Genomic DNA, 14333 nt, shown 5'->3' on the forward strand with positions numbered 1-14333 from the left:
TCACATCCATGCCTTCACGGATGCGCGGCAGTCGTCGCGGCCTGGCCGCCGTCGCCGGACTCGTCCTCACCGTCGGCCTCGCGCTGACCGGTTGTGACCCCACGACGGAGGGCGCCGCCACCTCGGCGGTCTCCGCGCCCGCCGCCCCGGCAGCCTCCACCCCCGCAGCCGCGCCGGACCCGGTGGTCCCGCCGACCACGCCCGCGGCCGTGCCCGTCCAGCCGACCACCCCACCGGCCCCGGCCGCCGCGCCGTCCACGGACGCCCCGGTGCCGCCGGCCGCGGTCGTGCCGCCGGTCGTGCCGCCGGTCCAGCCGACCAAGCCCGCGGCTCCGGCGACCCCCGTGGCGCCCAAGTCGCAGCCGGCGCCCACCAAGGCGGCGCCGCAGCCCAAGGTGACCACGGCCCAGCCGCCGGCCGAGCCGGAGCCGCCGGTCGTCGAGCCGAAGGCCCCCGAGACCAAGCCGGCCGCGGCCGGGGAGTGCGAGATCCGCTCCAACGCCGGGAACTGCTACAAGGCCGGGCAGTTCTGCCGCAACGACGACCTCGGCAAGAGCACCCACGAGGCCGGCGGCCGCGTGATCACCTGCCGGATGGTCAGCGGCAAGCCGCACTGGCAGGCCTGACAAGAGAGCTGCTCGCACGGCCCGCACCCGAGCAGTGGGTGCGGGCCGCACGGGTTCGTGCGGCCGAGTCGGTCGGTGTCCCCGCGGTGCGGGGCGGGAAGGCCCGGGTCAGCCGTGGATCAGCGAGAACCCGAGCCGCACCCCCGCCGAGACACGGATCAGGCCCGGCGCGAGATCGGCCTCGCCGCCCCCGGATCCGCCGCCGGCGTGGCCCCGGTAGGAGCTCGGCTCGTCCGCGTCGGCGTCCTCGATGTGGATGACCGGTCCGAGCCGCGCCCCGGCGGCCTCCGCGTACAGCTCCGCCTTCTTCCGGGCTGATGCGACGGCGGCCCGGCGGGCGTCGGTGTGCAGCTCGCGTTTGGCGGTGGTGTCGAACTCGACCCCGTCGACCTGGTTCGCCCCCGCGTCGACGACGTCGACCAGCAGCTGTTCCAGGAGGTCGAGTTCGCGCAGCTCGACGGAGAAGGAGGCGGTGCACAGGTAGCCGAGGAACTTGCGCTCGCCGTTGGCGTGGAACTGGTCGGTCTCCAGGGCCAGGCGCGAGGCCGCGACCGCCGCGTTCGGCACGCCGTGGCCGCGCAGCACCTCGCGCACGCGGTTGACGGCGGCGCGCGTCTCCGCGAACGCCTCGGCCGGCTTCGGCCTGGTCTCCCGGACCCTTGGCCTGAGCCGGGCCAGGTCCGGTGCCGCCGACACGTCGGCGGTGCCGAACACCGATACGCCCCAAGGGGTTTCTATGGACTGGTTGCTAAACACGCCGCTCATCCAACCAACCCCCGGGTAGCTCCGCGAGCGTATTCCAGAAGAGCTGTTCGTATGCCTGCAGGAGTCGGCCGTACTCGCGCGCCGCCTCGGTCTCCGGTCCCGACAGACCCGCCGGGCCGATCGCCTCGGCGGCGGCCAGCTCCAGTTCGGTGGTCGGCCGGGCGAAGAAGTCGAAGAACGCGCAGGCCTCGTCCCCGAACCCGTGGTGGCGGCGGAGCGCCCCGGCCAGGGCGGCGCAGTAGCCGCCCCAGAGCGCGTAGTCAGGTGTCCACCTCTGGGTGCCGACGCGCTCTGCTGATCGGAGTGTGGGGCCGTGGCGGGCGAGGTGAAGTACCTGGATCTTCTCCTTCGGAAGTCTCAGGTGGTCCGGGGGACCACCACGCGAGACATCCTGTCGTTGAAGTCGGAGGAGAGCCAGGGGCGGGCCTGGGGCAAGCGGAACGGTTACACGATCCGCCGCGTCTTCCGCGAGAACCTGTCTGCTTACAAGGCCGGGGTCAAGCGTCCGGATTTCGACGAGGCGGTACAGGCGCTTCTCGACGGCGAGTCGGACTGCTTGTGGGTCTACGACTCCTCGCGGTACAGCCGTAAGGGTGCGGGGGACGTGTTGAAGGTCCTCGACAGGCCGGGGAAGAGGCTGTACTTCTACCTCGACCGGCTGGATACCGAGGTCCCCGCTGACCGCATGCGCATTGTCGCCGAGGCGGAGCAGGCTCGTGAGTACAGCCGACTGCTGTCGGAGAAGGTCAGAGACGCCAAAGCGGTTGATCGGGACGCCGGAAAGTGGCTCGGCACGCCGCCCGATGGACTGAAGGTCACGAAGAAGGGCAAGCTGAAGGGCAGCAACCGCTGGCCCATGATCGAGCGTATCCACGACGAGGCGGCGCAGGGGAAATCGCAGCGGCGGATCACACTGGGACTGACGGCTGACGGATGGACGGGCGCACGTGGGGCCCCGTGCGAGTCAGCACCGTCGGCAAGATCCTCAGGAACCCGGTCTATCTCGGATGGCAGATCGTGAGCGTGAGGGGAAGGCCGCAGATCTACCTCAACAGCAAGGGGAAGCCGGTGCGCGTCTTCGCCAAGGGGTTTGATGGGATTCCGCAGGCGACGTGGGACAAGCAGCGCCGCGTCGCCGCAGGTCACGGGTTGGTGGAGAACTTCGGCGCGAGACACGCCGACTACGTTCCGCCTGAGCCGTCTCCCGTTGCCGGCATGACCTGGTGGGCGGGCGGCGGTATCGACATGGAGAGGGGACACCGGGCCAACTCGACCTCCCATTCCTTCCGCTGCGCCCACAAACTTTCAGGCATCGAATGCCCGGAACCTGTCGCCATCCACCGTCTAGGGGTACTGCGAGTCGTCCTGGACCAGTGGAAGAAGCGGTTGACCCAGAACGACCCGACCGACCCGACGATGCTCGCTGTTGCCGAGCGCTGGGTCGTCTTGCAGCAACCCTCGGAGAGCGAGGCGGAAGCTGCCGCGAGAGCACAAATCAAAATCGCCGAGCAGGCGGTGGCTCGGCTTGACCGTTTGAACGCAGGGGGTGCTTATCCCGGACACGCGGGGGAAGAGACATTTCTGAAGCTCCGAAAGGCGGCTGTGTCTGATGTGACCACGGCTCAGGAAGCGTGGGAGAAGATTGCGCAAAGTGAAAACGCCGCCGCACATCATCGGTTGACGAGTTCCCCGGTCGTACTTCAGGTGGCCGCGTCGCCGGTCTCTCCCGCTCTCGTTCTTCGTCCCTGGCGCATGGAGGACGTTGCCGCATTGGTCGAGGTGAGCCGGGACCGGGCACTGCGCCGGTGGGCGAGCTCTGTCGTGGACAACGATTCCGACGGGACACGCTGGGTGCAGGCTCAGCAGCAGGGCTGGGCAGCGGAGGACCGGTTCGGCTTCACTGTCCTTGAGGTACAACCCGGTTCAGATCGCGAACAGTTGGCGGGCAACGTGGTCCTCAAGAAAGTCACCTCCGGCAAACCGGCAGCCGAAGTGGGCTACTGGACCGCGGCGCACGCCCGCGGGCGGGGAGTGGCCTCCCGCGCTCTGGAGGCACTCACCAACTGGGCCTTCGACACCTTCGAAGCCGACGGGCTGGAGCGTCTCGAACTCCTGCACCAGGTGGACAACCTGGCATCGTGCCGGGTTGCACAGAAGAGCCGCTACGACTTCGACACCCTCCTGCCCGCGGCACCGCCCTCCTTCCCCCGCGATGGCTAGGTCCGTGCCAGCGGAAGCAGCCCGTCGGTCCAGCCCAGGGAGCGATGTGCCGTGGCGCCCAAATCCCGCCATCACGGCGGGTGACGTGATGGCACTCTTGGTGACGCACTTGTGGTTGAACTCGCGGAGAATCCTGGCTGTCGCGTCCGCAACCACCCTGGCCACGGCCTCCTCGCCCGGTTGCTGAGCCCTGCGGTTGAGTGGTCGTGCATCCGGTGGGGTCAGCGGTCGGCGGACGGGAGGTGCGGGTCGGCCGGCGGTACCGCCTTCTCCACGTAGTGATCGGGGACGGACCATTCGAGTCCGCCGCGTTCCGGTCGGAGGTAGAGCTCGCAGCGCAGGAGGTGCTCCGTCCAGCGGGAGTACTCCTTGACCGCCGCGGTCACGATGCCGCGGCGGCCGGATAGCGTGTCGGTGACCAAGGTGCCGACCAGCGGGTGGGGTTCGTGGCGTCGCTTGCTGTCGGGGCTCATCGTCAGGCCTTCGGGGATCGGGTGACTGGTATGGAGTATGCGGTTCCGTCACCACCGGGGGCCGGGCCGGCGGCGGGGCCCGGTTGGGGGATCACGAGGCCGGGTGGCCGAGGAGTCGGTGGACGAGTGCGTCGATGTCGACGTGCTCGTCCTCGGTCCCGGCCGGGACGATCAGCTCGGTCTGCTGCAGGAAGCGGCGGATGTCGGCCGTCGGCACCCGGAGGACGGCCGCCGCGTCCTCGCCCGTGAGCGAGATGAGGAGGTTCCCGGCGTCGCCTCCCGTGTCCGGGCCGACGGCGACGTCCCCGTGGCCGCTCTGCCGGTGGAGTCCGGTGAACAGGAGGTCGCGGGCGAAGAACCAGGTGACCGGTCCCTGCGCACCGGTGTGGATGTCGAGGAAGACGGCGTACGGCTCACCGACCTCGTAGCGCAGGGAGACCGGCACGGGAACGCAGAAGGCCGAATCGCCGATCAGCTCCATGACGGCGTCCATGGAGCATGAGGTCCTGCCGGACCCCTGGGAGGGCACCTGGGCGGGCTCGTGGTGGGTCACGGCCTGCACTCCGCGGGGGCACCGGAGCGGCGGCGTCCGTCCCTGCCGGTCCCGGCAAGGGGTCGGGTACTCGTGCAGGGCGCACCGGGTGCCGTCGCGGTCCTGCCGCGGGCCCGCGGGCGGACGCCGGCCACGTCGGGGGTGTCCGGGCACAGGGGCGCGGCGGCGGTGGAGAACGTCCGCCGTGCGGCCCGGCCGCAGACGACTCGTCGGCCCGGCGGGCCGGGTGGGCGCAGGGACAGGCAGGCGCCGGCGAGGACCGCCGCGTTGAGGCCGCACGACTGACCGAGCGGGTGGAACAGTGGCAGGCAGCCCTGGACGGTGTCGCCGGGCACCAGGTCGAGCAGCACGGTGGCGGCGACGAACGCCGCCTCCCGCATCAGGCCGTGCGTCAGCTCGACCTCGTGATCCTGCTCCTCCTCCGCCCGCGTGCCGTCGGAGTGTTCCAGGACGACGGCCGTGTCGTCGTCGTCCCGGTACACCAGGGACGCGTGCTGGGGCCATTGGGCGACCTGGTCCAGGAAGTCGGAGCCGACGTTCACCTGCCACCCGTCCCGGTCCCGGCCTGTCTGCGCGGCACCGCATGCCCTGCCGGCGGCGAACACGATCCGCGCACGGCGGTACCAGGTCCGGCGCCGTACCGGGCGCGGGCAGGGGCCGGGATCCGCGACGGCGACGGCCGCACCGATCCTCAGGGCCCCGTAGTAGAGCACCGGGAACGCGGCGACGTCCGGCAGCACGATGCCCACCCGGTCGCCGGGCCGCACGCCGTGCGCGAGCAGCCCGCCGGCCACACGGGCGCTGAGTTCGTCCAGATCGGCATAGGTGAGGACCATGTCGCCGGCGCGGACCGCCGGCCGCCCGAGGTACTGCCCGGCCGAGTCCTTCAAGTTGGTGGCGAGGTTGCTCATCTCTTCTTCCCTGATACGGATCCCGCAGGGTCCGGCGTCCCTTGCAGCGGCCCGGGCCGCTGCAAGGGACGCCGGACCGACGGGTCCATCCTGATGGCGAGGCACCGACCGGCCCCCTGTGGACACCGACAACGTTTCCTGTGGGCCGCAACAACACCCCGGACGGGAGAGGGTGGTTCAGCCGTGGGGACGAGGCCGCCGCCCTGCGGAAATCGGCATCATCTGCTGGGGCCGGCCGACGCGGCCGCGCGGTCCGCGCCCGCGATGGTGGCCACCGGTTCGGCGCCGGGAGCGCTGCTGTCGCGGTTTCAGGGCAGGCGCCAGTGCCGGAGGGCGTCCGCAGCCCCTCGGGTGCCAGGGCGAGCAGGGGCCGAGGAGCCGTCGCAGGGGCACCCTGGGGTCGGGCTGCTGCCCGGAGGGGCTGTCTTCCGGGTACGGCCGGCCGGAAGCCCGGCCGCCGCTTGAAGCCTCGCGCACACCCGGATATACATACCTGGTATGCATTCCGCCAGGGGCGGTCCGCCCGGTCGGATCCGACCGGGCGGAGCAGAAAGGTGTCGCCCCGGGTCCTGGTACCCGGTTCGCACCTGGGACGACAGCTTCGTTGTGCCCGGTTCCCCGGGTGGCAGCCGGGGAGAGGGAGCAGACCGTGACAGCCGCACACTCGGCCCGGGAGAAGGCCGTCCTGCCTGTGGACGGGGCGGCCCGGCCGCAGGGCGCCGGGCAGGACTGCTGCGCACCCGTCGCCGAGGCCACCGGGGAGCGCCGATGAGCGCGGCATGGCGGGCTGCCCTGCGCATCGCACGCCGTGACGCGCTGCGTGCGAAGGGCCGTAGCGCCCTGATCATCGCCATGATCGCGTTGCCCGTGATGGCGGTCACCGGCGCGGACATCGTGGCCCGCAGCACCCAGCTCACTGCGCAGGAGCGCAGCTCGCGCCTGATGGGCGCCGCCGACGCGTACGTCAGCACCAGCGCGCGGCCGGGATGGCAGCTGGAGCAGGGGCCGGACCCGTCGGCCGGCACCGTCTCGATCCTGTCCCAGAACGGACCGAAGCCCACGCCGACCACCGAGGAGCAGGCCCGTAGCGTCCAGCCGCTGGAGCGGCTGCTCGCCCAGGCGCTGCCCACCGGGGCGAGGGTGCTGCCCATCGAGGCGCCGACCGGGTACCACCTGGCCAGCACCGCCTACGGTCAGGACCGGGTACAGGTCTGGGGGGCGGATCTACGCGACCCGCTGGCGGCCGGCATCGCCGCGCTGCGCCGGGGCGCCTGGCCGGCCGAGCCCTTCGAGGTCGCGGCGACCACCGGCTTCCTGGCCGACTCAGGCCTGGCGGTCGGCCAGGAGACCACCCTCAAGGGCACCACCGTGGCGCTGCGGATCACCGCCGCCGTCGAGTACCCGGGGGACTTGGCGGCGAAGCGGCTGATCGGCCGGCCCGGCGAGCTGAGCGGGCTGCTCCGCGCCCTGCCCGATGCGCAAGATCCGGCGGACACGCCCGGCGCCCGTGACTTCCTGGTCGCCCTGCCGGGGCGAGCCGCCTTCACCTGGGAGGCGGTACAGCACGCGAACGCGTTCGGCTTCACCGTGGCCTCGCGGACCGTCCTCGCCGACCCGCCTCCTTCCACCACGGACCGCGGCGCCGCCGGACCGGCCGACACCGCGGCCGCGTTCCGGACCAGGACCGTCGCGGCCACCGCGGTCGGCCTGGCACTGCTGGAGATCGTGCTGCTCGCCGGTCCGGCGTTCGCGGTCGGGGCCCGCCGCTCCCGACGCCAGCTCGCCCTGGTCGCCGCCGCGGGCGGCGATCGGGCCCACATCCGCCGGGTGGTGCTCGGCGGCGCCGTCGTACTCGGGGGCGCCGGTGCGGGGGCCGGCGTGGTGCTGGGCACGGCGGCCGCGCTGGCCGGCCGTCCCTGGTTGGAGGACCGGTCGGGGACCCGGTTCGGCCACTTCGCGCTGAACTGCGCCGACCTGCTGAGCATCATGGCGATCGGGGTGGGTGCCGCCGTGCTGGCCGCCGTCGTCCCGGCAGTCCAGGCCTCCCGGCAGCCCGTGTCGGCCGCCCTCACCGGCCGGATCACCGCCCAACCCCCCGCGAAGTGGCTCGCCGCGGTCGGCGCGCTGATCGCACTGACCGGCGCGGCCGTCGCCCTGGCCGGTGAACTCGTCGGGGTCGGCGCGTACTCGGTGCTGGTCGGCTCGGTGCTCGCCGAACTCGGCCTGATCGCCTGCACCCCGCTGCTGATCAGCCTGTTCGGCCGGTTCAGCCGCTTCCTTCCGCTCGTCCCCCGCCTCGCGCTGCGCGACGCCGCCCGCCACCGCGGGCGCACCGCTCCGGCGGTCGCCGCCGTGATGGCCGCCGTCGCCGGAGCGGCCGCTGTGCTGACCGTCCAGGCCAGCGGCGACGCCGCCGCCCGCGCGGCGTACGTGGCCTCGGCCCCCACCGGCGCCGTGCACCTGCGGGCCGTCGCTGTCAGGGGCAACGCCGCCACGGCCGCCTCCGAGCACAGCGCCGCCGAGCTGCGGGCGGCTGTCGAAGGGGCGGTGCCCGGGCTGGGACCGCGCGCCGACCTCAGCACGCTCACCTACGGGGCGTGCGACGGCACGCCCGGCTCGTTCTGCGGCCGGGTGAGGGCGCTCCCCGCCCCCGGCCATGAATGCCTTCGACCGGCCGGACTGTACGGGCAGCCCCGCCGCTGCGCCGGTACCACCCCCGAGCCTCAGGGCATGCGGGATGTGATCAGCGGCGATGCGGCCGTTCTGCACAACATGCTCGGAGTCGACTCGCCCGCCGCAGTCCGCGCCCTGGCGAGCGGGCAGGCCGTCGTGTCGGACCCCGGCTACCTCCAGGACGGCAAAGTGGTCCTGGAGCTCACCCGGTACGGTGTCAGCGGCCCGGAGGGCAACCAGCTCAGCACCATCAGCCTGCCCGCCGTCGCCGCTGCGGGCCCCGTCCGGGCCGCCCGCGTGGTCCTGCCGCCGGCGGCCGCCGAGGCGCTCGAGCTGTTCCCGGTCGGCCACGAGTCGCTCTGGCGCCCCGCCCGCGCCCTGACGCCGGCCCAGGAGCAGCAGGCCACCGCAGCGGTGGCCCAAACAGGTCCCGGCAGCCTCGCGGTGGAACGCGGCTACCGGCCCGGCTCCGGGGACACGCTCGCACTGGGGCTCGCCGCCGCTGCCTCGGCGGTGGCGATCGCCGCCGCCGCCATAGCCACCGGCCTGGCGGTCACCGACGGCAAGGGGGACCTGGCCACCCTGGCCGCCGTCGGCGCCGCCCCCCGGATCCGGCGTCGGCTGTCCGCCTTCCAGTGCGCCCTGATCGCGGCGATGGGCGCCGTTGTCGGGGGCCTGTCCGGGCTGGTACCCGCAGCAGCCCTCCAACGGCTTCCCGCCCTCGGCCTCGAAGCCGGCTTCGGCGGCGCCGGATCGCTCACGATCGGCAGCGGCCCTCTGGTCGTCCCATGGCCCGCACTGGCCGCCTTGGTCATCGGCCTGCCCCTGTTCGCCGGGCTGATCGCCGCCGCCTTCACCCGCTCCCGCGTGCCGCTCGCCCGCCGGAACGACTGACCGGCCGCCGCCCCTACGGGGCCAGTACCGGGCGTCCTCGCGCCCCCGCCCAGACGGTCGGCAGCCACGCGACGTCAAGTGCCTGCGGGGCCGGTGCGAGGAAACCGTCGAGGGCGGCGTGCGCGGCGCCCGCGGGAACAGAGGCGTTTGTCGCAGGCCTCGGAGCCGGCGCTCCGGGCCCTGCTCCGGGCGGGTCGCGGCCGCTGCCCGCGAGTGGTTCGGCCTGACGGCCTGTGTGGGGTGCGCGTGCCGCCGACGCCCTGCCCGCCGGTCGGTCCGTGCGCGGTGGTGTCAGCCGCGGTGGCTCGGGAGCAGCACGGACAGGGCCCGGGAGAGCTCGGCGACGAGGCGGTCGTAGGTGCCGTCGCGCTCGGCTCAGCGGTGCATGAGGACGCCCTCGACGAGGATCTCGCGGGGCGTGGGGTCCTGGGAAAGCAGCTGCACGGCCTCGGTGGCGAAGGCGTCGAGCGCCAGCGCGCGCGGGTTCACCTTTTCCTGGCCCGCCGTGGCGACGGTCGGGGGGACGAGTTCGACGACGCCGACGCCGGTGCCTTCCAGCTGTGCGCGCAGCGCCTCGGAGTAGGCGTGCACGCCGGCCTTCGAGGCGGCGTAGCTGGGCATCGGCGGGAAGGGGAGGAAGGCGATGCCCGAGGTGACGGTGATGAAGGTGCCGGCGCCGCGTCGGAGCAGGTGGGGGGTGAAGGCGTCGATGACCCGGATGGTTCCGAGCAGGTTGGTGTCGATGGTCGTCACCGCGGAGTCGACGTGTGCGGGGTCGCGCAGGTCTTCCAGGCGCATCACGCGGGCGGGGCCGCCGTCGCGGGCGGGGCCGCCGTCGCGGGCGGGCGGGGTCAGGTGGTGCGGGGGACGCCGTGGTGGTCGTGAAGGAGGGCGGGGAAAGCGCCGAGGGCGTCAATGGCCACGGCGAGTTCACCGACGACCAGGGGGTCGTCGAGCGAGCCGCGCAGATGCTCCTCCAGGCGCCGCATGCGGTAGCGGACCGTGTTGGGGTGGCAGTACAGGGAGCGGGCGGCGTCGGCCGCGGAGCCGCGGGCATGCAGCCACGCCCGTGCGGTGGCGAGCAGAGTGGTGCGCTCGTTGTCGGGCAGGCACAGCAGACCCCCGAGGACGCGGTTGACGGCGCGCCTGGTGCTGTCCAGATTGGCCAGCACCAGGTCGGTGAGCGGGGTGTCGTCGAGCTGGCGCAGGCCCGCCCGCCCGGGCGGCAGGGAGTCGAGCGCGACCTGGGCGTGGCGCAGGGAGCGCCGTGTGTGCTCGAGGGGGACGTAGAGGGGGCTGATCCCGACGCGGCCGGCCGCCGCGGCGCGCAGGGCGTCGAGGACGGCGTGCTGCTCGCCGCGGGCGGGCAGCGACAGGATGCCGACCTCACAGCCCGGTTGGGCGCGCCAGGCGGCTCCCACATCCAGGGCGCGCAGGCGGTGCTGGAGGCCGGGGAGCGGCGCCTCGCCGGGGCTCGGGGCCTCGGCAACCGCGACGAGGAAGCGTCCCTGCGGGGGGAACCCCAGAAGACGGGCGGTCTCCCACACCTCCTCGCCGTCCGTACCGGGACCGTCGAGCAGGGCGGCGACCAAGGCGGAGCGTCGGCGGTCGGCCTCCACCATCCGTTCGGCGGCCGCTTCCCGGTAGGCGTCGGTGAGCGCGGTGGAGTAGGTGTCGGCCAGGGCCCAGATCCGCGAGGCGGCGGCCAGCAGGGCCTGCGTGGTTCCCTCACCCCGGTGCCGGGCCTCGGCGAGGAGCTGCTCCCAGAAGAAGGCGAAGCCGAGCCGGTAGACGCGCAGGACGTCGGCGAGTGGCGCGCCCTGCTGAGCGCGGACGCGCCCGGTCGCGGCGGGGGCCGACACGTCGGCGGGCGCGGCGCCATGGGGCGCGAGGTGGGTGAGGAGGAAAACGACGCTGCCGCGCAGCCCGGCGCAGAGCGCCTCCCGGCCGACCGCCGGCCCCCGGTAGAAGGGGATCTCGCGGACGGTCAGGTCGGCCATGGCCGACACGATGTCCTCCAGCCGTGCTTCGAGGGCCTTCACGACCGCCGTGAGTGGGGTGTCTGCTGCCGTTGCACCTTGCACGGCCCGAGCCTAGGCCACCGGTGTCGGACGGCAGGCGGGAACGCCTTGGAACGGGCACCCGGCCCCGGGCGGCGGGCACCGTTGTCCCCGGCGACAGGGAACGCTGTCCGCACCGCCATGGCCCCGCCGCCCCGGGCCGGGCGAAGATCGTCACCTGCGGAGACCGCTGCTGCGACAGGACTCGGGGAACGCATGGGAAGCCTGGCCACCAACCTCCACGACACCGCTGGGCAGCACCCGTTGCTCCCGCTGTTCCGATCGGACGGCGAACTGCTGTCCTACGCCGATCTGGACGACCTCTCCGGCCGGACGGTCGGTGGGCTGCGCCCACGGCGTCCGGGCGGGCGCCCGGGTGGCGCTGGCCCTCGCGCCCGGCACCGCGCTGGCCGTCCTGCTGTACGGGGTACTGCGGACCGGCGCGGTGCCGGTCCTGCTGCCGGCCCGGCAGGAAGCGCCCAGCTGCCGAGGGGCGGCGATGGTCTTCTCCACCGGCCCTGGGAGCCGACGGCGCCGGGGACGGTGCCGATCGCCGTCGGCCCGGAGGAGTTCCCTTCCGCGGCGGATCGCACACCAGATGTCGACAGGGTGCCACTGAATAGATACGCTGAGCGACGATCGCAGGGTTCCGTTCCCCCGCCCGGCCGCAGAACAACAAACACTCGCAGCGGGGGCAATCGCTCGCAGACCCAGACGACAAGGGGACGCAGTGGCTGTACTGGATCTTGACGGGCTGCTGCGCAGGGCGATCGCGGCGCACGGGGTGGAGCTAGCGTCCGACGCCGACGCGACGGACGCGTTCGTGGCCGCCGAGCTGGCTGCGGTGCTCGCCGATATGGACGGTTACGGCACCCAGGAGCCGGTTGACTGGTTCATCGGCCTCTTGGGGCGGGACCGCCTGACATGCGCGTTCCGGATGCTTGAGGTCTGGCAGCGGTATGACTGGGTCATCGCCCGCAACACCCGTGCCCGCATCAGCAACCGGGTCGTGCTCACCTGCCTCCGGCATCCACGGTGGCGCGAGTACGTGGTGTACCTGTTCTGCGGATTGACCCTCTATGAGCACTCCGAACTGGTCGTGTATCACGACGAAGAGACGATCCGTGCGTTCGAGGCCGCACGGGCGGGCTACCTCTCCCGCGTCGGGAGGCTTCCGGACCCGTCCAAGACCTCCGACTACCACCGCCGCCACGCAACCGGGAGGCTCGGCGAGCACGCCATGGGGAAAGGCTGGGTCTGGGCCAACCTTGTCTACCCGTACACCGCAGTGTCGAATCTCCTCTTCCCCAGCGGAAATGACGATCTGTCCGAATGTGAGGACGACTTCACCTTCTACTGGGAATCCGGGCTCCACCTGATGGAGGGCCTCGGGATAGACGACTCGTACATCGAGCGCGTCTTCGACCGGATCACGAGCTCCGGGCGGAGCCGCACAGTCGTTTCCCTGCTGAACCTCGGCTACATCGTCCGGCACCTCGAACAGGAGAGGCGCTACGACCTCGCCCGCGACCGCCGGTACCTGCGCATGGCGCGTCACCACCCACTGCGGCCCATCATCTTCGAACTCGCCGAACACGGTTTCCCGCAGTACCACCACGACGGGCGCGCCGCCGGGTTCGATCCCACCGACGCGTTCCTTGTGCAGTGCTACGTCCACCGCATCGAGGACGCCGGCGCGGAGATCCGCACCGGCGAGTTTATGCAAAGCGCGATGGTGCTGATGATGGAGGTGTTCCGGCACAACGGCGGCGATCTGGTCGGTGCGTGCCACCACGTCCAACGCAGCATCGCGGGCTGGCTTCGATGGGAGTTGCTGCACCACCGCTCCCACAAGGCCAGCGCCGGAGCCGCCTGCAGCTCCCTGTTGTGGGCGTTGACCACCTACCGGCACCCGCTCGAGGAATGGGCCATGCACGGCTGGCGCGCCTGCGGAGAGGAGATCGCCGCCCTCGGCGAGCTGAGCCTTGCGCACGAGCCGCTGCGCGAGGGCCTACGAACTTTCCTGAAGACCGATTTCCCGCTCGGGACCACCGATGTGGTCCGTTGGGTCGACTCGCCGTGCTCACGCTGCGCGCGCCTGCAGGTGGAGGCCAGACGCATCACGGCGATAGCCCCCGACGCCGCAGGTTGCGCGGAGCAGCAGGCATGGCTGTCCGACGAGGTCTGCCATCTGACCCTGTGCGACAGCCCGGTCGAGATCCGGCGGGAGATCTACATCCGGCTCACCTGGGAGTTCATGGTCAGCCGCAAACTTCTCGCGTGCATGCTCGGTTCGATCCTGTGCGGCGACACCACCCTCACCCTCGACACCGACCGACCCGCGGCAGTGATCGGAGGGCCCGGCCGAATGCCGGTGTCCCGCACGGTCTCCAATCAGGTGTATTGACACGTTGTCCCCAGCCTCGCCACCTCCCTCACAGCAGTCCTCGACCAGCGCAAACTCCTCGCCGCGAGGATCGAGGAACTGCTGGAGGCCCACCCGACTTCCCCGGTCCTGTTCCCGATGCCCGGCATCGGGAACAGGACCGCCCCGGATCCTTGTCGATGTCGGCGACGCGAGCGCCTTCCCGAACGCCGGCCACCTCGCGGCATACCCGGGTCTGACGCCTGTCACCCCTCGATCCGAGGCGAACACCCCTCCCGTCGGGGCAGCAAAGGGCTCAAACGGGCCTTCTACCTCGGAGCGTTCGCATCCCTGTCTCAACCCGAGTTGCGGGCCTACTGAACCCGGAATCGGCGATTTCGGAGGGCAACGGCGGGGGAAGGCGCCCAGCTCGCGCCTCGCTCAGCACGTCTTCGCGGTCGCGCCGGGCCACGTCCTCAAGCTGCTGGGCGGTCTCGCTGGCGCGCTGGTAGTCGTCCGGCCCGGCGAGCTGGGCGTCCCCCCGGCGTTCCACGGCCTGCCCGGTCGACCACACGGCGGTGCGCACCAGGCGGTCGTGGCGGCGCAGAACATCCAGGACGGCGCCGGGCGCCATGGACTGCAGTCCGAACAGCGACGGCTCCTCCTCCTCGAAGGAACGGTTCAGACGGACTGCCCGATCTTCGAGCGCCGGGGAGTGGGCAGCTGGACCGGACGGCGTGCGGGTTGGGCCTCCTCGCCCCGTTGGCGCAGCGGGTCCACACCCGGGGCCCGT

The 14333-nt window shown here is 72.4% G+C and carries 11 protein-coding genes and 2 pseudogenes; 7 read left to right on the plus strand and 6 right to left on the minus strand.

The features are described from left to right. Positions 1–20 precede the first annotated feature (20 nt). Positions 21–626, plus strand: a complete 606-nt coding sequence (locus AC067J_RS22970) for a hypothetical protein (protein WP_478301985.1) — start codon at positions 21–23, stop codon at positions 624–626. 108 nt (positions 627–734) lie between these two features. Here the strand turns inward: AC067J_RS22970 and AC067J_RS22975 are convergent, their stop codons facing one another. After that, positions 735–1391: an SIMPL domain-containing protein gene (locus tag AC067J_RS22975; RefSeq protein WP_478301987.1), complete on the minus strand. Its 657-nt coding sequence runs from the start codon at positions 1389–1391 to the stop codon at positions 735–737. 313 nt (positions 1392–1704) lie between these two features. Between AC067J_RS22975 and AC067J_RS22980 the strand changes: the two genes are divergently transcribed. After that, a complete protein-coding gene (locus AC067J_RS22980; protein ID WP_478301989.1) occupies positions 1705–2412 on the plus strand; it encodes a recombinase family protein in 708 nt (235 codons plus the stop codon). A gap of 683 nt (positions 2413–3095) precedes the next feature. Continuing rightward, positions 3096–3611 carry a GNAT family N-acetyltransferase gene (locus AC067J_RS22985; protein ID WP_478302189.1) on the plus strand — a complete coding sequence of 172 codons (516 nt, stop codon included), beginning with the start codon at positions 3096–3098 and terminating at the stop codon, positions 3609–3611. 221 nt (positions 3612–3832) lie between these two features. Here the strand turns inward: AC067J_RS22985 and AC067J_RS22990 are convergent, their stop codons facing one another. From AC067J_RS22990 to AC067J_RS23000, 3 genes are all read right to left on the minus strand, one after another. Next, complete coding sequence (locus tag AC067J_RS22990) at positions 3833–4084, minus strand: hypothetical protein (protein ID WP_478301991.1); 252 nt, start codon at positions 4082–4084, stop codon at positions 3833–3835. A 91-nt stretch (positions 4085–4175) separates the two neighbouring features. After that, complete coding sequence (locus tag AC067J_RS22995; RefSeq protein WP_478301993.1) at positions 4176–4577, minus strand: SsgA family sporulation/cell division regulator; 402 nt, start codon at positions 4575–4577, stop codon at positions 4176–4178. A gap of 56 nt (positions 4578–4633) precedes the next feature. Then, complete coding sequence (locus tag AC067J_RS23000; protein ID WP_478301995.1) at positions 4634–5548, minus strand: AMP-binding protein; 915 nt, start codon at positions 5546–5548, stop codon at positions 4634–4636. Between the two features lie 649 nt (positions 5549–6197). On the opposite strand from AC067J_RS23000, the gene AC067J_RS23005 reads away from it, so the two are divergent. Both AC067J_RS23005 and AC067J_RS23010 read left to right on the plus strand, forming a co-directional pair. Further along, on the plus strand, positions 6198–6320 hold the full coding sequence (locus tag AC067J_RS23005; RefSeq protein WP_478301997.1) for a hypothetical protein: 123 nt from the start codon (positions 6198–6200) through the stop codon (positions 6318–6320). Next, positions 6317–9115, plus strand: a complete 2799-nt coding sequence (locus AC067J_RS23010; protein WP_478301999.1) for an FtsX-like permease family protein — start codon at positions 6317–6319, stop codon at positions 9113–9115. Before AC067J_RS23005 ends, AC067J_RS23010 begins: the two co-directional genes overlap by 4 nt. A 291-nt stretch (positions 9116–9406) precedes the next feature. On the opposite strand, the pseudogene AC067J_RS23015 reads toward AC067J_RS23010, so the two are convergent. Then, a pseudogene (locus tag AC067J_RS23015) lies at positions 9407–9916 on the minus strand (SDR family NAD(P)-dependent oxidoreductase); the annotation flags it as partial. 50 nt (positions 9917–9966) lie between these two features. Beyond that, positions 9967–11199: a PucR family transcriptional regulator gene (locus tag AC067J_RS23020; protein ID WP_478302001.1), complete on the minus strand. Its 1233-nt coding sequence runs from the start codon at positions 11197–11199 to the stop codon at positions 9967–9969. Between the two features lie 706 nt (positions 11200–11905). Here AC067J_RS23020 and AC067J_RS23025 point away from each other — a divergent pair. Then, positions 11906–13582: a hypothetical protein gene (locus tag AC067J_RS23025; RefSeq protein WP_478302003.1), complete on the plus strand. Its 1677-nt coding sequence runs from the start codon at positions 11906–11908 to the stop codon at positions 13580–13582. Between the two features lie 3 nt (positions 13583–13585). Then, positions 13586–13918 (plus strand): annotated as a pseudogene (locus tag AC067J_RS23030) (transposase); the annotation flags it as partial. Positions 13919–14333 lie beyond the last annotated feature (415 nt).

The organism is Kitasatospora sp. NPDC042419 (assembly GCF_056437345.1).